We start from the raw sequence: 20,711 nt of genomic DNA on the forward strand, positions 1-20,711 counted from the left end.
AAAGGAAAAACACCGCTTTGAAAAAGTCTTTGGTTATTATCATTCTTTTAGCACTCACGATGCAATCTCTGTATCGCGTGCTGATGGTATTGGATTATCAGGTGCACATACCCGATTATCTGGCCAAATGTATCAACATTGATAAACCACAACTGCACTGTAACGGGCAGTGTGAATTGATGAAGCAGATTAGAGATCGGGAAGAGAAAGAAGCCCAGCAAAATATGTACAAGTACGAATACAGTTCTCTGTATTTGCACAAAGAGAAATTACTTTTGTCGTCCTGTGTAGCGGTAAGTTTTTGTCATGGTTACTTTCCTATTCCTATCACCCCAGGGCTACTATCTCAGGAAAGTGATCCAGTGTTTCGCCCGCCAATTGCATGACGCCTCTCGTCATTGCTTAGTTCATGTTTTGGCTAACGCCAATCAATCTTTCATTTACATTTTTTAGAAAGGCATTTCTTGAATGTCGTTATCCAGTAGCAGCTTGCAAGGCAAACTCTATTTGTAGTCCACTTATTGTAGGGGAGATCAGATAGTTTTATGCCATGATAATTATGCTGTCGCAAAGGCGTGATGACCATTCTATTGCCTCATCCAATTCTATACACAACATCTAGCGTTTAAAGCTAGTTTTTAAAACACAATAATTAATCATGAAAAAATATACCATTTTTGCAACTCTTTTGATTACGCTTCTAGTCGGATGCACCAAAACTGAAATCCAAGAAGTAGGTGCGGACCAAGGAAATACGTTGCAAGTGCGCTTTGATAATCAGTATGGCAATCAGGATTTCGAACTCAAAAAGAGATATGCTTATCAAGCTTCAAATCAAAGTGTTGAAGCCGATTTCGAGATTGCCTTTGATCGTTTGCGTTATTGGGTGAGCAATGTGAAGCTTATCAGTAGCACGGGAGAAGAATTCGCGGTTCCTGAAGCTTATTATTTGATCGAAGAAACTGGGGAAGTAGTGGTTCAGCATTTGGTCACGAGCAATATTTATCCTGCGACGAAAAGAGACGAAATCACGATAAAAAACATTCCATCTGGAACCTATACAGGATTGAAATTCTCAATTGGTGTCGATCCGGAATATAACGACAACATCACGTTAACTGCTGGCGAACTAGGTCTGTTAAAAGGAATGGGTTTTTCAGATGGTTGGATGTGGTTTACTAGTTACATCTTCCAGAAGTTAGACGCGCAGATGTATGTAGGTACAGAGACGAAAAGCCTCCGTTGGGATTCCGGGTCAAATGCGCTATACGACGGCGCGGAGAAAACCGTAAACTTTGCGAATGCGATCACACTTGATCATTCTAAGGGCGTTAAAGTTGATTTTAAAGTCGATATACAGCAATTACTATCTACTACTACTACCAATCCTTGGGTAGACAATGTCATATCACAATCCAGACCGGATATGATGGTTCAGTTTAGAGATGCCTTGCTGCAAAAAGCAATCGTGCTGGGCGATGTTACGAATAGCAGCACGAACTAAACGGATGACAACTGCAGTCGATAAACTCCGAGAAATAATGAGGATACTAATCGGTGTCGTATTGTTCTTTGCGCAGGTTTCTTGCGCAAAGGATGATGCCTATTTACGCGATGTGGAAGAATATGGCAATAGGCCATTTGAATTCAAAGTACCAGCATATTTTCCAGAACCGACTGTAATGCCGAGCAATCCACTTACCGAGGCCGGTGTAGCTTTGGGCCGTCAATTATTTTACGAACCGCTGCTCTCTGGCAACAAGAAGGTATCCTGTGCAACCTGTCATCATCAGGATAAAGCCTTTGCCGATGGTTTGGTATTATCGAATACGGGCATGTCAGGAAAGTCGTTGGAGCGCCATTCGCCAGTACTATTTAATTTGGCCTGGACAGGTAACGATTCTGGCTTCTTTTGGGATGGCGGCGCCAAGAATCTGGAATCGCAGGTTCTTGCGCCGCTAACGCATCCCGACGAGATGAATATTTATTTTCCAGAGATGGTGGATCGTTTGGCGGCTATTCCAGAATACGTGCGCTTGTTTGAGCGGGCATTTCACGAAGTGCCCACCTACACGGGCGTGGCCAAAGCGATTGCCCAATTTCAGCGTTCGATCGTTTCGGCAAATTCGCCTTATGATCGGTATCGACGTGGTGAAGATCGTACGGCCCTTGGAGAGAGTGCTTTGCGTGGATTGGCTTTAGTACGACAGAAATGCGGCAGCTGCCACGCAGGCGAGCTGTTTACGGATAATGAATTTCATAACAATGGCTTGGACGCTAGTTTTACGAATGATGCGCACGAAGAGCTTTATTACGGCCGGTTCCGCATCACACGAAATCCGGCAGATATGGGCGCTTTCAAAACGCCTTCATTGCGCAACGTGATGGTAAGTGCACCGTATATGCACGATGGGCGTCTTGCCGAGATCGGCGACGTATTCAATCACTATCGCTACGGAGTACAGGCAGGCGCAACTACTGATCGTAGACTCTATCAGCCCGATGGCCGAATAGGAATACCGATTAGCGATGAAGAAGTGCGCGATATGATGACATTTTTACATAGCCTGACGGATGAATCTTTTTTACATAATGCATCATATTCAAATCCTACTAATAAATAACAATCATAATGATAAACCCTAAAATATACTTCATGGTAGGCCTGTTTGGCTTACTATTTTTCCTGTCTTGTGGCAAAGATCCTGACATCATAGATGAAAGCAAGATGGCCGATTTTTCAATAGAATTTGATCATATCGTTGGCGAAGATCGATTTTTCATTGATCCCAATTATGTGTATCGCAATAATAGTGGCGAGCAGTTTACTATTCGCGAGCTAAAATATTATATCAGTAATATCAAGCTCTTTCGTACCAATGGGTCAGAGTATGCTGTACCAGCCGAAGAAAGCTACTTCCTTATTAATGGCGAGGATCGCAATACCCGATTTACAAAAGTACGCGTGCCCGAAGGAGATTACAATCGTGTACAATTCATGATCGGTGTAGATCGCGAGCGCAATATGATGACGCCCGAACACCGAACTGGCGTATTATCATTCAATCCAAATGAAGGGCATTCGGGTATGTTCTGGACGTGGAGTCAAGGATATATTTTCTTTAAACTCGAAGGCAACAGTCCGGTGGTATCGATTCAGCAAGATCCTACCGGAAACCAGCAGTTCAAGTATCATATCGGTGGCTTCGGATATCCTTTCGACGATCCAGAAGCAATGGACAATATCAAGACAGTGACAGTTGATCTTACGCAAGCATCTGGCGACCACATAGCGTATGTGCGCGATGGTCTACGTAGTAACGTACACCTTACGGTAGATATCATGAAAGTATTTAACGGGCCAAATGCAATCAAGCTCAGTGAGAGTGCTAACGTAATGTTCAATAAAGAAGAAAGTGGCAAAATTGCCGATAATTATGCGACCATGTTTACTCATGATCATACGGAGAATTTTGTACGTAGCGAATCAGAATTGTAATAACAAAAAGGCGCATTAGCATGAAAAAAATAGGAGTGATGCTGATACTGTGTGCAGCCATCTGGGCATGCAAGAAAGGCACAGACCTTATAGAAGACAACGAGGTTTTTGTTGGCTTCGTGCAACCGAGCAATTTCCCTGAACCAGCATATGATTTTACACGTAATCCGATTACCAAAGAAGGATTTGAGCTCGGGCGAAAACTGTTTTACGAGCCGCGGCTATCGCGCAACAATAGCATAGCTTGTGGTAGCTGTCACATCCAATCTGCCGCTTTTACACATCATGGCCATGACGTGAGTCATGGCATCGACGATCGGCTCGGTACACGTAATCCGATGCCCATCATGAATATGGCTTGGCACAAAGAGTTTTTTTGGGATGGCGGAGCCTATCATTTGGATCTGGCGCCTATCAATGCCATTCATAGTGAGGTAGAAATGGACGAAACATTGCCCAATGTATTAATCAAGTTGCGCGCAAGGCCAGAATACCGAGCCCTATTCAAGAAAGCATTTGGCACGGATGAAATTACCGATGAGTATTTTTTGAAAGCGCTTTCGCAATTTATGTTGCTGGCAACGAGTGCCAACTCGAAATATGATAAAGTGATGCGAGCAGAAGATGGTGCCACATTCACCACAGCAGAGAAGAATGGTTATCTATTATTTCAAAAGCAGTGTGCGAGCTGCCATAGTGAGCCACTGTTTACCGATTTGAGTTATCGCAATAATGGTATCCGGCCTAATCGTAGTGACGATCACGGTCGTGCTACAGTAACGGCTAATGATAAAGATATGTACAAATTCAAGGTGCCGAGTTTACGTAATCTGTCATATACGGCACCTTACACGCACGATGGTCGCTATTTGAGCGTCAGTCGGATGCTAGATCATTATCGATTCGATGTATCTGACCTACCGACGCTCGATCCGATATTTAAGCGGGCAGATGGCACGTTTGGTATCCCGATGACCGACGCCGAAAAATCAGATCTCTTGGCTTTCTTAAAAACATTGGAAGATCCGACCTTTCTAAGCAATTCATTATTGTCCGAGCCGTTCGGTTCCGAATTTATTGTCAATTAAATATAACATAAAATCTACCATGAATATTTTTAAAAAATTAGGCGCACTTACTGGTTTCTTGTTGTTTGCCACGATGGTACCACAGGCCAACGCCTGTGATGTGTGTGGGAGCGGAGTTGGAAGCTATTATTTGGGCATTTTGCCAAATTTTAATAAGCGCTTTGTTGGATTGCGTTATCAGCAAAACCGTATCCAAACGCATTTGGGTCCGACGGGAAATCGTACGGTAAACACGGCTGATGAGCAATACCAAACCATGGAACTCTGGGGAGCTTGGAATTTTGGTGAACGCTGGCGCGTAATGGCCATAGTTCCATATAGCTTCAATCGCCGCACAATTGGTACGGGAGCACAATGGGCAGAAAGCGGCACTAAAGATGGTCTAGGCGATATCGTCGCCATGGGCCATTATAAGCTGTTTGACGATATGCACACTACAAGTAACAACACCTTGTTGATGCAATCTTTATGGATTGGTGGCGGTGTGAAAGTGCCGAGCGGAACATATGATCCCAGCGAACAATCTAAAGTGGGCGCCGGGGCGGCAAATACTTTTCAGCTTGGTACAGCTAGTACAGATTTTATGATCAATGCCGCTTACGATCTGCGATTAATGGATGCCGGTGTGAATATCAATACCACGTATAAAATAAATACTGAAAATAAGCATGGATACCGATATGCTAATAAAATTGCGATCAACGGATTATTGTACTACAAACTTAATGTAAAAGACAAATTACGACTATCGCCCAACCTCGGAGTCTTGTATGAAAGCCAATCCAAGGATGTACTCGATAATAGATTCGATGTAGCTACCTCGGGCGGTCATTCTACCATAGGAATCGTCGGTGTCGAAATAAATGCAGGAAAAATATCTGTCGGTGGAAACTTCCAACGACCATTCAGTCAAGAGTTGGCTGATGGTCGTATACTGGCGGGGAACCGCGTCATGACACACGTGTCATTTTCATTTTAGATCATTTTTTTGGCATAATGAATAGGGAAGAGCTCACTAGTTTTTTGAAGTACTAGCAAGCCATACTCATCAAATCTGTGAGCTCGCGTTGATTAACTACACCTAATTTATTGTAGATTCTATTTTTGTACGTAGAGACGGTCGATGGTTTGATCGCTAATAGTCTTGCAATTTCGATCAAAGGGACACCATTGCGCAAGAATGCTAGCACAGAACGCTCTCGTTCAGAAAATTTTTCAATGAGCCACTTGCCTGTTGCCTGATCTGGATAATTAACAGACTTACTATTGGATTTGCCAACAGGAGCAGAAGAATGAGAGACGCCTTGTGTAAATCTCAATATTACTGTCTTAAAATGGTCAAGAGATGACCGAATATTAATAAAGTCATCAGCTCCAGCCTCTATCAAGCGGCTAGCAAATACCCTTTCGGTGTACGTAGAAATTAATAATATTCTAACCGTGGGTTTGATACTTTTAAATTTCGAAATAGCTGCTATCGAATGATCTCCACACATATCGGTGTTTAAAATCAACATGTCGATATCTTCAGTTCGAAGTATATGACAAACGTAATGATGACTATTGGCTTCAAAAGCATGAATCTCCGGGACGATACTTTTTGCAAGGTTAATGGTTCCAAACCGAACGACTCCTTGGCTATCTGCAAATAGAATGTTCATAGTGATGTTGGTTAAGTTTTCTTGATGTATTTTCTTCAGCTTCTATCAATTTTCTAGTAACATTTGTGCAAGTAGAAAGGGATTCGAACTATAGAATTCATCTTAAAACACATTTTGTAATTGTAGGTTAGTTAAACTTATTTGATGAATGATTATTTTGTCTAAGCTTCAGCAATCTATGTTGTTTCTTGAAAATGATAATTAAGCCAGTCTGCATTGATACCTAAACTTAAGCTAAGTAGTACGACAAATAGTCGAAAGCTATCAAAGGTCTGTCAGGTTTCGGGAAAATGAATCTGAATCTCATGATTAAGAACTTGACCAAGTGTACTTGGCTTTTGATTGTAATAATTCATCGTTTTAGCCCTTAGAATTTAACTCTTGTTAATAATTTCATAATGTTGGAATAACTTTTTTTTAAAACTTATTCCTGTAGTGAAGAATAATTGAGCCTGGCTCTCTGCACATAGGAGTTGCACGACTTAATCTGCAATACATCAATTTTTTACACATTTTCACATCGGGCGTTATGGATTGAATATAACGTCTCATAGGTATGATGTTAGCTTGTTTTTCTTATGTAATATTACTACGTTTAAGACAGTTGTTTGTAGTTTCGATATCGTATAATTTCAATTTGTAGACAAAATACTACAAATTTACTCAGCAATTTAAATAAACTAGTATTATCTCCAATCCAACATATTGGCTATAGTTGAACTTTATGCGGTTTAATGGCTGATACAAGCCTATTTGGCAAGTTTTAATGATTATACCGGCTAAAAAAAATGGGATACAGATACCCGCCATCGTGCGAGTCGTCTTGTAATTTTTTAGCTACAAAGTTTCTGCTCCAATTTTGCGTGATGATAGTATAAGTTGGTTTTTAGTGGGGTGCTTACCGCAGACAACAATCTAACTACTAAAGATCGTTCTACTATACCTTACTCCAAAATCTGTTGTTGAAGCGATTCCGTAGTACGTGTACCTGCTTTGTAATAAAGAGCAGCCAAAGCCTTTTGATACGCTGCTATGAGATTTTCACGTTGCCGCTGCATATCAATTAATGTTGTTTCTCGATTATTAATGATAAACAAGGTGCTCTCTCCGAGATCAAATTTTTGTAGCTCTCCAGCTAATAATACCTCTTGATTTGCGATACTTTTGATTTGCAGTCGCAACTGTTGTACATACGCACTAAGGTCATTATAAGTCGTGTTAATCTCATTTCGGATATTCCGTCCTAGTATTACCTGATCATAGCGAAGTTGTTCTTGTTGTATCCGTACCTCACGTAGTTTACCACGTTCGCCGCGTAAGAAAATAGGAAAGGCGAAAGACATTCCTAATTTATAGTTTCCGAAATTAAAGTCGTAGATGGGAGGTAAAGATTCACTAAAATTTCGACGCGAGGAAATCAGCGTGCCAGATATATCCAGTCGTGGTTTTAGCATTTCGCGTCGATAACGCTCTTCTATGCTCAGTTGCATATCTTTACTTTCCAACATCATCATTTCGGGATGCTGCCGCTCCGCCAATTCTAATAATTGAGAAAGAAGCTGATCATCTGCTTGCAAATCTTTTACGTTGACAGTAGTTGGCCGAGCGTGCTCGGGTAATTCTAAGGGTTGCTCGTTTTCGTTCCAAAGGTGGTTGGAAAGTATGAGCTTACGATTTCGAAATTCGACAGAATACTGTGCTAACTGCATCTCTCGCTCTTGCAAGGTGATGGCAGCTTCGACCGAATCAATTGGCGGTCTATCGCCCAACACCGTCTGTGCACTGATCGCTCTAAATCGTGTATCTGCTAGGCGAACACCATCTTCTAGCAGCCTGAATTGACGATATGAGTAGTACCAATCCCAATAATCTGAAATTGCTTGATACCATAAACTGTTGATCTGCTGAACTTGCTCTGCTTCAGCATACTCAACCATTGCTCGCGCCTGCTTCAAGGTATTTCTTCTGCTGTCAATTAATAATCCTTGCCCAAGTGGAATACTAAGACCAATGCCGGTAAGGCCGGTATTAGGAGTGCGGCTTTGCGGATTGGTGAATCCTCCAACATTGCGATCATAGCCAACTTTCAAATCGGCGCCCGCTAACCAAAGTGGCACTTTAAGTTCGCTGCTCCAATCATTGTAATAAGCTGTTTCTCCAAAATATTTGTTCTGAAAATCGGCGTACAATGCTGGGTCAAATTTGCCTAACGCTTGGGTTACCGATGCACGTGCTGATTCACTTAAAAGATTGATTTGTTTTAAAACCGGATGATTCGTAAATAAGAAATCTTCTAAATCCTGTAAGGAAAACTCCTCGGTTATTGACGATGTGGTATCCGGCTGCGCATAAGTCCTGTAGCTTACAGTGGTAAAAAGTCCAATAAGGATGATTAGTACTATTCTAAACATGATTATTGTAATTAATCTAAAGCGTGGCCACCTTGCTCTTGCTCCAAGCTAGGCGGAAAGCCATTTAATTGACGCCAGATCTCGTACCAAACTGGTACAGGGCCTAGAATAATGCGTGCATACACTCCAGAACCAACTCGTAGTTGTATCGGCCAATCATCGTCGCCTTCTGGAACCGGGTTTGCCGGGCGAATAAGCACTCTGTATTTGCCGTTCTGGCTACTTACTTTATCAATGACTGTTACGCTTCCAGCAAATGTGCCTACAGCGACCGATGGCCAACCAGAAAATTGAATAGATGGCCAACCATCAAATTGCAAACGCGTGTCGTTTTCTAAGCCTATTAAGGGTACATCCATTGCATTCACATAAATTTCTGCAGCAAGCAATGGTTTCTTAGATTGTAAAGTCGCTACCGACTCACCTTCTTTTATCGTCTCACCAATCCCGGCTTTCAGTGTTTTCACAATGAAACCATCTTGTGGTGCGCGTACTACATACAGTCCTCTACGCACATCTATATTTGCAATCTCGTTGCGTAATCTTGAGATGTCTCCTTGTGCAGAAGCTTTCGAGGATAGGGCAGAGCCCAAATCCGATTGCGCTTTGGCTAGAGATTCATTATATCGCGCCTGATGTTATTCAATTCTATTTTTGCGTTGATATAAGCTTGTCTGGAATTGGATAATTTATTTTCGGCACTGATTACTTTAGCACGATCATTTTGTAAATTTAATCGCCTGGTTTCAATATCTGTCAAAGAAAACAAACCATCTTGGTAGCCTTGTTCGTAGCGTTCTAATCGTGCTATACTGGTTTCCAGAAAGCTTCTTGTAGCGATTAGATCAGCACTATCGATTTTTACCACATTACGTGCCTGTTCAACCGAATTGGTTGCTGATTCTAGCTGATACTGAAGTCCATTTCTAAGTGCTGCAATCTGTGCTTCAGTAGCTACCATTTTTTGTTCAGCAGCATTTGCGCTGCTCCTTTTTGCCTCAAGCTGTTCGTCCAATCGTAAAGGCAATTCGGGATCGAAATAATTTTGCATTATTTCAGAAATAACCAGTAGGGTGTCGCCTTTTCGAACTTCATCACCATCTTTTACGGCCCAATGTTCTATTCGACCACCGATTTGATTTTGTATCGTTTGCGGACGATCTTCTGGTCGTAGTGCAGAAATGCTGCCGCGACCAGGGATAGTCTGGCGCCAAGGCAAGAATAACAAGCCCAGGAAAATAAGACCTGCTACCATTAGTACTCGCCCAATAAAGATCGGCCCTCGATTAGGAATAAGTTGTTTCTCCCCATCTTTAGTAAGATCTTTCCAGTTGACAACTTTAGGATCTACAGGCCTTAGCTTAATATCCATAAGGTATAGCGTCCTCCTCCAACGCCAGATCAGTTACTGCACCCAGTTTCACACTACCTGTTAGCATGTCGAATATCGTATTTAAGTTCGTGAAGAGTTTTTCAATGGCATATCCTACTTGTACGATTAGTACTTCGGCTGCCACAAACTGTCCAAAAGTCATTTGACGCTCAACTACAAAATAAGAACCTAGTAACAGCATGGACCCGAATAATAGGGTTCTTAGTACGAGCGAAGCGCCAAAGAATCGTTTTAAAACTCTAAAATGTGAGTTTCTCGCGCTAAGATACTTCCCCGTAATCATATCAGTATCTGCAATGATTTCTTTCATTTTTTCTTTATCGCCACGATAAGCATCAATATTAGCTGCAACATTTTCCAAATAGGCTACTGTTTCGTATTTATGCTCCGACTCTTGTATACTCGCGGTAAGGCCGCTCCGATAGTAGATTGCGATTACAATAGCAATTAAAGCGATAACAACTACGCTCAGTACAATAAAAAGGGGATGATAAAAGGATAGTAGCACCAAACTGGAAAAGATCGTGACCGAAGCAGCAATCAAATCAATCAACAACTTAATGATGCCCTTTTGAATTACAATGACATCAAAAAAACGATTGACTAGCTCGACCGGATTTTTACCTTCAAATTCCGTTGGCTGAATACGTGGCAAGCGATAGGCAAATTCTAACGAAGAACGTAAGAATATTTTCTGCTCTAAGTATTCTACAAGACTAAGCTGCCCGATTAGTAATAGTCCTGCGACGACCACTCCTGTAAGTACAAAAGCGATCAGAAGATATGTAGAGCTATACATTGCTCCATTCGTCAGGAAATTGAAAACGGCAGATATACCCAAGGGTATGCTCAAGCTAAATACGCCAATAACGATAGCATATAGAAATATGTAATTAATGGTTTTTCGCTCTGGATGCAGTAGCCTAAACAGCCTTTGCATCGGTGTAGGGGCGCCAGGTTTGCTAGCCATAATTTATAATATATTTAATTTTGATAATCCGACCTATCTGCTGCCTAAGGTTTATCGGAATGATAAAACAGAAATGCAACAGATCTGGACTTTGCTTAATAAAGCAGTTCTGCATGATGCAAAAATAAAAATAAGATTAGAAATCTATTATTTGATCGCTACATCTTAATAAAATGCAGAAAATTTGACATTAATATTGGGAAAAATCTATCGTAATAAAAATATTTTAATTTTATTAAATGTATTTTCCATGTCATGCGCTGGAATTGAGTCTTTTATGCTACTATACTGGATAAATTCATAATCTATATTGTACGTGTTGAGTTTTTTGGCAAATGCTTCAGCCTGCGAAACAGGAAAATTCATATTGTTTGTGTCATGTATGATTAAAAAGGGCGGGCTACTTGCTGAAATATGTTCTATAGGTGATGCTATTTTGTAACTGGAAATATGTTCTTCTGCTGAATCTCCAATATAGGTTTGCAGAGCCTGTCGCGTAGCTTCATCTGCGGCGTGATGTATGGTCAGCAGATCTAGCGCACCTGAGAAAATCAGGGTGCCTTTCACGCTCGAGGACGCCGCCGTATTCTGTAGTGCATACATACTGGCTAATTGTGCTCCGGATTCTAGGCCAGCCATGTATGTATCTGTTGAAATCTGATAGATATTGGCTTGTTGATAGATAAAACGCATGGCTTTCGCTATATCCATCTCAGCATCTTTTGCATGAATGGCGATTTCGCTAGAATCACCAGCCAAACGATGATTTAGATTGAAAAATGCGAAATCGGGAAAGTATTCTTGCAATAGTTTGACTGAGTTTTCATCCAGACCGATGTCATCCTTATCTCCTGCACTCCAGTTGCCACCATGCACGTATACGATCATCTTTGTCCGGTCTATGCTGCGGTTTGCCGGCAAATAGATATCTATACTTTGCAATTTATGTGCGCCATATTGCACATTGCGCAAAACCAAGTCTTGATCTACTGGATAATGTTCCATTATTTCTTCTTTTACACAAGAGGTAAAAATAAGAAGCATGAAGCATGCAAGTAGTAGGGAATTTTTCATTGTAATTAGGTCGAAATCTCCTGCGTTGCATACGCGAATTTCGAAACCTAATATACAAGAATTAGGTGAGATATACAATTAAGTGTTAGTAGGTTAGGTTGGAAATGTAAAAACGGAATGTGATCAACGACTCGCAATTAGCAAGTACATTGATACATCCGATCGGTAGATGGTGTTGCTCCTTGCGTATCTAGAATTGCAAGTGTTTTACAGTCAATCCGTTGTTTATCAACTGTTTGAGTGCGTCTATGCCGATCGTGATATGTTTTTCGACATATTTTGCAGTAACAGAAACATCTGATTGAGCTGTCTTCACACCTTCTGGAATCATCGGCTGATCAGATACTAATAATAGTGCGCCTGTCGGAATTTTGTTAGCAAAGCCCACACTGAAAATAGTAGCCGTCTCCATATCTACACACATAGCACGGATGGATTTTAGGTATTTTTTGAAAGCTTTATCATGTTCCCAGACGCGTCGGTTCGTCGTATACACGGTACCGGTCCAATAATCGGATGAGTGATCGCGGATCGTCGTGGATATCGCTTTCTGTAAAGCAAAGGCAGGTAAAGCGGGCACTTCCGGCGGAAAGTAATCATTAGAAGTACCTTCTCCGCGAATAGCGGCTATTGGTAGTACCAAATCGCCAATATTATTATTCTTTTTTAAACCGCCAGCTTTGCCCAAAAACAAAACTGCTTTGGGTTTTATCGCAGATAAGAGATCCATGATGGTGGCGGCCATTGGGCTTCCCATTCCAAAGTTAATGATGGTGATTCCTCCTGCGGTACAAGTTTGCATAGGCTTATCTAACCCCATAATAGGAGCATTGTCGTTCATTTCCGAAAATATCTTAAGATAGTTGGAAAAGTTAGTAAGTAAAATATACTCTCCAAACTCTTCTAAAGGCCGGCCAGTATAGCGAGGCAGCCAGTTGATCACGATATCTTCTTTACTTTTAAGTCCTGGAATAATCGGTGAGTTTTCGAGATTTGATTTTTTGTTTTTGCTCATAGTGTCCTTTCATCTTAAAAAATTGTGATATGAATAAAAACCCCCGCACAAAGGCGAGGGTGAAGTGTCTTAAGCGACTTGCATTTTTTTGATATCCGACTTGGCTATCTTCTTCTTTGCGTAGTCGAGCGTGACATGTAATGTTTTCTCGCTTTCATATTCTTTGCTACTTGGTATTTCAAACATTGCATCTAGCATTATCGCTTCACAAATGCTTCGCAATCCGCGAGCGCCAAGTTTGAATTCCCATGCTTTTTCGACGATATAATCAAACACCTCTTGGTCAAATTGTAATTCGATTCCTTCGTATTCGAACAGTTTGGTGTATTGCTTCGTCAATGCATTTTTTGGTTTCGTAAGAATGCTCAATAGCGTCGCTTTGTCCAATGGGTCGAGGTAGGTCAATACCGGCAAACGACCAATTAATTCGGGGATCAATCCGAAGTTTTTGAGATCCTGCGGTGTAATGTATTTATACAGGTTCTTCAGATCAATATCTTGCTCGTCATCCTTCATCTTGTAACCCACGGTTTGCGTGCGCAAACGATCGGCAATTTTCTTTTGAATTCCGTCAAAAGCGCCACCGCATATAAATAGAATGTTGCTAGTGTTCACCGAGATCATTTTTTGATCTGGGTGCTTGCGACCTCCTTGTGGCGGCACATTCACGTTGGTACCTTCTAATATTTTTAATAAGGCTTGTTGCACACCTTCGCCCGACACATCGCGCGTTATCGAAGGATTGTCGCCTTTGCGTGCAATTTTATCAATCTCATCAATATAAATGATGCCTCGCTCTGCAGCTGCTACATCATAATCTGCTGCTTGTAACAATCGCGTCAAGATGCTTTCTACATCTTCTCCGACATAACCAGCTTCGGTAAGCACTGTAGCATCTACAATGCAAAATGGCACATTCAGGATTTTGGCCACTGTTTTTGCCAATAATGTTTTTCCTGTTCCAGTTTCACCTACCACGATTAAATTAGATTTTTCAATCTCGATTTCATCTGGATCTACCCGTTGGTTTAGCCTTTTGTAATGATTATAAACCGCTACAGAGATAACCTTCTTAGCATCATCTTGTCCGATGACGTATTGATCCAGGTGTTCTTTGATCTCCGCCGGTTTGATTAATTTCAAGACGGTCTGTAGGTTTTTGCTTTTACGCTGTTTTAGTTCTTCTGCGAGTATTTCACTAGCTTGTTGTACACATCGATCGCAGATATGTGCGCCATCTCCGGCGATCAGCATTTGTGCCTCGCTTTTGCTAATACCGCAGAATGAACAATGTATATCTTTTTGGTTCGACTTACTCATCTTTTTATTTAATTTCCTTTTTTGGCATCAAAACCTCATCTATCATGCCGTATTCTTTTGCTTCAGCAGCTCGCATCCAATAATCACGATCAGAAGATTTCTCTACCCAATCATACGATTGGCCGGAGTGCTCTGCGATGATAGTGTATAGCTCTTCTTTCAACTTCAACATCTCTCTCAAGTTGATCTCCATATCTGAAGCGACGCCTTGCGCACCGCCAGATGGTTGATGGATCATTACACGAGAGTGGCGCAACGCTGCACGTTTGCCTTTTGCACCTGCAACTAGAAGCACTGCGCCCATAGATGCTGCCATTCCAGTACATATTGTTGCTACATCGGGTGTGATGTATTGCATGGTGTCGTATATTCCTAATCCAGCATACACACTACCACCTGGTGAATTAATGTAGATTTGGATATCGCGCTGCGCATCGGTCGATTGTAAGAACAACAACTGTGCTTGCACAATGTTCGCTACCTGATCATTGATGGCATCACCCATAAAAATGATACGATCCATCATTAGACGTGAAAATACATCCATTTGCGCAACGTTCATCTGGCGCTCTTCGATAATGTAAGGCGTTAGATTGGTCGGGATATTACTTTCTACGCGACCTATAAAACTATCTACATGCTGGCTGCCTATACGGTGATGTTTGATAGCGTATTTTCTGAATTCGTTTTTATCAATATTCATATTCTTAACCTTTATCGGAATATTTGTGTTTTGTAAATTACGTTTTTTCTACTATTTCCCTAAACCCTCGGATTATTGCTTCGAAAAGTGGGAATCTCCTCTATGAAAGTAAAGTCTTCACGATCAAAGTCTATAGTACAATAATAATGCTCAATTCCATTACTGACTAAAAGTAATGGAATTTTGTGAACTTTGTTATAATTTGCTATTTGAGAAAATGTTTTTTCGGAAATTTTGACAGTCGGTGCTTTAAACTCTGCCAGCAAAATCTTGGAACCTGTGGTATCATAAATTAATAAATCGCTCCGTTTTTTGAGGGTGTTGAGTACCAATCCGCCTTCAGTCTGCATCAGGCTTTTGGGGTATTTCTTGTGTGTGTGCAAATAGTGAATCCAATGTTGTCGCACCCACTCTTCAGGCGTAAGCACCAATTTTTTCTTCCGAAGCTCATCGTACACATACGTACAATTGTCTCCCTTGGTAAGCTTTAAAGTACAAGGAGGAAGGTTTAGCGGGATCGGTACAAACATGTGCAAAAATACGCATAAACGGAGAAATCTACAACCAATGGGCTGTTGGCCGGTAGGCCAAAGGAAAAAAATTGTATTTTCGTACGGTGGATGTTAAAGCAATATTAGGAGATATAACGCGAAAACAGTTCAGTCCCGTGTATTTGCTACATGGCGATGAATCGCATTTCATAGATGTCGTGTCCGACGCCTTGGAAGATACGGTCTTGAATGATGCGCAGAAAGGATTTGACCAAACCATCTTGTATGGTAAGGAGACAGATTTCATGACCATCGTCAATGTAGCTAAACGCTATCCGATGATGAGCGACTATCAGTTAGTACTGGTGAAAGAAGCGCAAAATCTGAAGTGGAAAGACGACGATCTGCTGCAAAAATATCTGGAATCTCCTACGCCAAGTACCATATTGGTACTAGCACATAAATATGGCTTGGTCGATAAGCGTAAGAAAACTTACAAACTACTAGATAAAGCTGGGGTGGTGCTGGAGTCCAAAAAATTGTATGATGATAAAGTAGCCCCATGGATTGCTGAGCAGTTTCGATCGGTCGGCCGCCAAATACATCCTCAAGCCGCTGCTTTGATGGCTGACTATCTCGGTACTGATTTGTCCAAAGTTGCCAACGAGATTGAGAAGCTCCTATTGAATGTTCCTTTAGAAAAGGAAGTAACTGCAGAAGATATTGAGCGGAATATCGGAATCAGTAAAGATTTCAATGTATTTGAGCTAAATACGGCACTGACAAAAAAGAATGTTTTTAAAGCCTTTCAGATTGTCGATTACTTTGCTGCTAATCCAAAATCTAACCCGATTCCTGTCGTAATTGGTTCATTGGGTAGCTATTTTACCAAAGTACTGAAATATCATTACCTACCCGACAAATCTTCGCAGGCGGCGGCTAAAGAGTTGGGCGTACATCCTTTCTTTACCAAAGATTATGAATTGGCAGCTCGCCACTATTCACGGCGCAAGACGTTTGATATTATCAATTACTTAAAAGAGTATGACCTTAAGTCAAAAGGAATGCAAGTAGGCCCCAATACTACAGCAGGTGAACTAATGCGTGAGCTCGTGTATAAAATTTTACACTAAGCAACGCAATACTTACAACACGCAAATGATGACTAGGAAAATTGTATGGCTTTTATTTTTAAGTCTAGTATCGCTGGGCGCCTTGGCCCAAACATCGTATTATTCTCAGTTTCAGTTGGGAGGGCAATTTGGCATACGCAATCCTGGTTATGATGGGCAGTTTAACGGTTATGCGGCACATTTCATCTTTGGATTAAATTTGAACGACCGTGCATTTGTGGGTATAGGAGTTGGTAATGAGACATTTCGAGGTTCGTATCAACGTACAGATCCATCAGATCGAAAACCAATACGACGAGATTACGACACGTACTTAATGCCTCTATTCGCGGACGTACGTGTACCAGTACATTATCTCAGCAATGAGTCTTGGATAGGCATTCTTGGGAACGCAGGTTACGCGCCACGGATAGGGCCGGTGTACGATCGGGGATTTTTGTTGCGTGGAGGTTTGCTATACGTTTATGAGACGTCTGGGAGAGCGGATTACACCGTTTCTGCTTCCTATGGTTATCAGGAACTGAACCGCCAAGCGAGCGATCTGCAACGTAAATTTCAACATCAGCATCTCAGTATCTCGATTGGGTTAATGTTGAAGTAATCACACCTGCATTTTAGTATATATCATGCTGACAGATTACTAGTCAGAAGATATCATTCCCTCATTGAGATAAGGAACACTAACAACACGAAGCGACAAATCATCTGATTTGCCGCTTCGTGTTGTTATCCAATAATCATTACGCTGTCGCCACAATGAATCTTGTACCTATCTAGATTTAATGTGCACTAAGCTTGTTTTTCTTTTCTTCATCAAAACTGGCTTCTAATTCAGCTAATTTCTTTTTGCCATAAGCCAAGCGCGTGATAACTACAAATAATACTGGAACGATGAAGATCGCCAAGAATGTAGCTGCTGCCATACCACCGAAAACCGTCCAGCCGATCGTTTGTCGAGAGACAGCTCCCGCACCTGTAGAAATCATTAGTGGAATAATCCCGAGAATGAACGCCATGGATGTCATGATGATTGGCCGCAATCTTAGCTTGACAGCATCAAGTGTGGCCTCAATCAGGTTCATGCCGATATCTACACGCTCTTTGGCAAATTCGACAATCAAAATAGCGTTTTTGGCTGCCAAACCGATAATCGTTATCAAACCGATCTGAGCAAAAATATTGTTATCAATTCTCGGCAACAATGTGAGCGCTAGGATGGACCCAAATACTCCCAAAGGTACCGACAATAGAATAGAGAATGGTACGGACCAGCTCTCATAAAGCGAAGCCAACAAAAGAAATACGAAGATAATACAGAGCGCAAATACAACTACGGTCTGTGAGCCGGACTCTTTTTCCTGCAAAGAAGTACCTGAGAAATCATAAGAAAATCCTTCAGGAAGGACTTCCTGAGCAACTTCTTCGAGCGCTGCTAATGCATCTCCCGAACTGTATCCTGCACCTGCATCACCCATTATTTCGATAGCGCGAAATAAATTAAAGTGACTAATCATAGCTGGAGCTTCAGTCAATTCGTAAGACACCAGTGCTGACATTGGCACTGGGATTCCTGCGGCGTTACTTACGTACAGCTTATTAATGTCTTCGATTTGCATTCTGAACGTGGTATCGGCCTGAGAAACTACCCTGAAGTTACGTCCGTACAAGGTAAAATCATTTATATAGCTACTGCCCATATAAGCAGATAGTGTCGTATAAATGTTTGAAATAGGTACGCCCATCGCTTTAGCTTGTTCTCTTTTAACCTCCAGTTTGTAATTTGGTGTATTTGTATTGAAGAGGGTATAGGCTCGTGCGATCTCAGGACGCTGGTTAGCCGCTGAAATGAATTTGTTTGTAATCGCTTCAAATTCTTTAATATCAACGCTTCGTTCGTCTTGAATGAGGATAGAGAAGCCGCCGGCAGAACCCAAGCCGGGTATAGCGGGTGGCGTAGCAGCCATCACAGTAGCTTTGTTGTAATTGGCAAACTTAGCTACCACATTTTCGAGAACTTCATTGTTAGTGAGCGTACGCTCTTTCCAAGGCTTCAGAAAGACAAAGAATGAACCATTATTAGGCTTTGCCGATCTGTTAAGAATATTCATTCCTGATATTTGAGTCATGAATTGTATCTCAGGGACAGAATCGATTACCTGTTGGTATATTTCTTCAAGTACAGCATTTGTTCGGCTATTGGATGATCCTTCAGGCAATGTTATACCCATAAAGAACGAGCCGTTATCTTCCTTCGGAATAAAGCCTGTGGGTTTCTTTGCAAACATAACACCGGTACCAACGATGATGCAAAGTAGAATGATAAGCACTAATGGTGTTGCCTTTATCGCTTTTTGGACACCCTTCGAATATCTATTTGTTAGCTTTTCGAACCAAACGTTAAATTTATAAAACCATCGATTCAAACCCTTTGCATCTTTATTGATCGGCGACGGTCTAAGCAAGATAGAACACAATGCTGGTGTGAGCGTTAAGGCGATGAAGGCCGAAAGGAGGACTGAAACAGCAATGGTGATGGCAAATTGCTGATAGAGCTGACCTACCATACCTGGTATAAAACCTACCGGAATGAATACAGCTGCTAAGATTAGTCCGATCGCGATTACAGGTCCCGTAATATCTTTCATCGCTCTACGAGTCGCTTCTTTGGCATCCAGTTTCTCATGGTCAATATAATGCTGTACTGCCTCGACTACCACGATGGCATCATCTACTACAATACCGATGGCTAAGACAAAAGCAAGCATCGTCAAGTTATTGATAGAGAAGCCTAAAATATTGAAGAAAATGAATGTTCCGATAATAGATACTGGAATTGCTAATACCGGAATGAGTGTAGCTCGCCAACTCTGTAGGAAAAAGAATACAACAACTGTTACCAAGATTAGGGCTTCGATAAGTGTATCTAATACCGAGTCGATAGATGCATGCACTACGGATACGGTTTCATAACTTACCACATAATCGACATCATTTGGGAATGATTTTTTCATCTGCTCCAAGGTCGCATATATTCCATCCGCCGTCTCTACAGCGTTTCCGCCTGGCATCTGGTTGACCATCATACCGGTTGAAGTTACGCCGTTTACCATTGTCGAGGTGGTGTACATGAACTGGCCTAGTTCAACACGTGCTACATCTCTCAATGATACGATAGAACCGTCTATATTAGTTTTGACGACGATATCTTCAAAATCCTGTACCGTGCTCAGATCACTATCTGTTACAATCGAGTATTCGAAAACTTGTGACGAGGACTGTGGTCTTCCGCCCACACTGCCACCTGGTATACGTGAATTTTGTTCTTGAATTGCTGAACTTACGTCCGCAGGTGTCAATCCAATATTGGAAAGCTTGTTAGCATCCAGCCATACGCGCATCGAGAATGGTTGTCCAAAAGCCATCACATCACCAACGCCCTTCACGCGTAATATGGCATCACGTACGTAAAGATTTGCATAGTTTGCTAAAAAATTTTGGTCGCGTGTGCCATTGGGTGAGATGAGCGATATCATCATCAAAATATCTGGGTTGGCTTTACGCGTAATCACACCGAGCCGGCGCACACTTTCTGGCAATACAGGTTCGGCAATACCTACGCGATTTTGTACATCCAGTGTGGCAATGTCGATGTCTGTACCTACTTCAAAAGTAACTGTGATGCGAGCCGTCCCGTCTGAGGTACTGTTTGATTGCATATAAATCATGCCTGGAGTACCGTTGATCTGACTTTCAATTGGAGTGGTTACCGTTTGTTCGACAGTCTGTGCGTCGGCACCTGTATAAGTTGCCTGAACGGTAACTGTTGGAGGGGCAATATTAGGGTACTGACTGATTGGCAAAGTCACGATGGAGATCACACCAATAATACAAATGAGTATGGATATGACCATGGCCGTGACAGGCCTACGTATAAAAACTTCTGAAATCATCTT

19 protein-coding genes are annotated in these 20,711 nt (G+C 41.7%); 8 read left to right on the forward strand and 11 right to left on the reverse strand.

Annotation, left to right across the window (positions count from 1 at the left end; translation table 11 throughout):
* Window positions 1-17: 17 nt before the first annotated feature.
* The 6 genes from A0125_RS10185 (at window position 18) to A0125_RS10210 (ending at window position 5,566) form a co-directional block, all read left to right on the forward strand.
* Window positions 18-386 (forward strand): hypothetical protein, encoded by a 369-nt coding sequence (locus A0125_RS10185; RefSeq protein ID WP_156472505.1) that lies wholly within the window; start codon window positions 18-20, stop codon window positions 384-386.
* A gap of 272 nt (window positions 387-658) precedes the next feature.
* Window positions 659-1,504, forward strand: a complete 846-nt coding sequence (locus A0125_RS10190; RefSeq protein ID WP_066755328.1) for an MbnP family protein — start codon at window positions 659-661, stop codon at window positions 1,502-1,504.
* 37 nt (window positions 1,505-1,541) lie between these two features.
* Window positions 1,542-2,624, forward strand: a complete 1,083-nt coding sequence (locus A0125_RS10195) for a cytochrome-c peroxidase (protein WP_082785010.1) — start codon at window positions 1,542-1,544, stop codon at window positions 2,622-2,624.
* Window positions 2,625-2,632: 8 nt separating this feature from the next.
* Entirely contained in the window at window positions 2,633-3,499 is an 867-nt protein-coding gene (locus A0125_RS10200; RefSeq protein ID WP_066755329.1) for an MbnP family protein, read from the forward strand.
* Between the two features lie 20 nt (window positions 3,500-3,519).
* Window positions 3,520-4,587, forward strand: coding sequence for a cytochrome-c peroxidase (locus tag A0125_RS10205; protein WP_066755330.1), 1,068 nt, complete (start codon window positions 3,520-3,522; stop codon window positions 4,585-4,587).
* A gap of 19 nt (window positions 4,588-4,606) precedes the next feature.
* Entirely contained in the window at window positions 4,607-5,566 is a 960-nt protein-coding gene (locus A0125_RS10210; RefSeq protein ID WP_066755331.1) for a transporter, read from the forward strand.
* A 52-nt stretch (window positions 5,567-5,618) separates the two neighbouring features.
* On the opposite strand, the gene A0125_RS10215 is transcribed toward A0125_RS10210, so the two are convergent.
* From A0125_RS10215 to A0125_RS10260, 10 genes are all read right to left on the reverse strand, one after another.
* Window positions 5,619-6,248 carry a response regulator transcription factor gene (locus A0125_RS10215; protein ID WP_066755333.1) on the reverse strand — a complete coding sequence of 210 codons (630 nt, stop codon included), beginning with the start codon at window positions 6,246-6,248 and terminating at the stop codon, window positions 5,619-5,621.
* Between the two features lie 944 nt (window positions 6,249-7,192).
* Entirely contained in the window at window positions 7,193-8,659 is a 1,467-nt protein-coding gene (locus A0125_RS10220; protein WP_066755335.1) for a TolC family protein, read from the reverse strand.
* 11 nt (window positions 8,660-8,670) lie between these two features.
* A complete protein-coding gene (locus tag A0125_RS16155; RefSeq protein WP_231863199.1) occupies window positions 8,671-9,252 on the reverse strand; it encodes an HlyD family efflux transporter periplasmic adaptor subunit in 582 nt (193 codons plus the stop codon).
* Window positions 9,253-9,269: 17 nt separating this feature from the next.
* On the reverse strand, window positions 9,270-10,031 hold the full coding sequence (locus tag A0125_RS16160) for a biotin/lipoyl-binding protein (protein ID WP_231863200.1): 762 nt from the start codon (window positions 10,029-10,031) through the stop codon (window positions 9,270-9,272).
* Window positions 10,021-11,022 carry an ABC transporter transmembrane domain-containing protein gene (locus A0125_RS10230; RefSeq protein WP_066755337.1) on the reverse strand — a complete coding sequence of 334 codons (1,002 nt, stop codon included), beginning with the start codon at window positions 11,020-11,022 and terminating at the stop codon, window positions 10,021-10,023. The genes A0125_RS16160 and A0125_RS10230 overlap by 11 nt, the downstream gene beginning before the upstream one ends.
* A 207-nt stretch (window positions 11,023-11,229) precedes the next feature.
* Window positions 11,230-12,027 carry an alpha/beta hydrolase gene (locus tag A0125_RS10240; protein WP_066755343.1) on the reverse strand — a complete coding sequence of 266 codons (798 nt, stop codon included), beginning with the start codon at window positions 12,025-12,027 and terminating at the stop codon, window positions 11,230-11,232.
* A 259-nt stretch (window positions 12,028-12,286) separates the two neighbouring features.
* Entirely contained in the window at window positions 12,287-13,111 is an 825-nt protein-coding gene (locus A0125_RS10245; protein WP_066755345.1) for an AMP nucleosidase, read from the reverse strand.
* Window positions 13,112-13,180: 69 nt separating this feature from the next.
* Window positions 13,181-14,431: an ATP-dependent Clp protease ATP-binding subunit ClpX gene (gene clpX, locus A0125_RS10250; protein ID WP_066755347.1), complete on the reverse strand. Its 1,251-nt coding sequence runs from the start codon at window positions 14,429-14,431 to the stop codon at window positions 13,181-13,183.
* A gap of 4 nt (window positions 14,432-14,435) precedes the next feature.
* Entirely contained in the window at window positions 14,436-15,134 is a 699-nt protein-coding gene (clpP, locus tag A0125_RS10255; RefSeq protein WP_066755349.1) for an ATP-dependent Clp endopeptidase proteolytic subunit ClpP, read from the reverse strand.
* A gap of 59 nt (window positions 15,135-15,193) precedes the next feature.
* Window positions 15,194-15,664, reverse strand: a complete 471-nt coding sequence (locus A0125_RS10260) for a type I restriction enzyme HsdR N-terminal domain-containing protein (RefSeq protein WP_066755351.1) — start codon at window positions 15,662-15,664, stop codon at window positions 15,194-15,196.
* 86 nt (window positions 15,665-15,750) lie between these two features.
* Here A0125_RS10260 and holA point away from each other — a divergent pair, with 86 nt between their 5' ends.
* Window positions 15,751-16,758: a DNA polymerase III subunit delta gene (gene holA, locus A0125_RS10265; protein ID WP_066755353.1), complete on the forward strand. Its 1,008-nt coding sequence runs from the start codon at window positions 15,751-15,753 to the stop codon at window positions 16,756-16,758.
* A 25-nt stretch (window positions 16,759-16,783) separates the two neighbouring features.
* Window positions 16,784-17,359: a hypothetical protein gene (locus tag A0125_RS10270; RefSeq protein ID WP_156472507.1), complete on the forward strand. Its 576-nt coding sequence runs from the start codon at window positions 16,784-16,786 to the stop codon at window positions 17,357-17,359.
* Window positions 17,360-17,537: 178 nt separating this feature from the next.
* Here A0125_RS10270 and A0125_RS10275 read toward each other — a convergent pair whose 3' ends face one another.
* On the reverse strand, window positions 17,538-20,708 hold the full coding sequence (locus A0125_RS10275; RefSeq protein ID WP_066755357.1) for an efflux RND transporter permease subunit: 3,171 nt from the start codon (window positions 20,706-20,708) through the stop codon (window positions 17,538-17,540).
* Window positions 20,709-20,711: the final 3 nt, after the last annotated feature.

The organism is Sphingobacterium populi (genome assembly GCF_001586775.1).
Lineage (GTDB): Bacteria > Bacteroidota > Bacteroidia > Sphingobacteriales > Sphingobacteriaceae > Sphingobacterium > Sphingobacterium populi.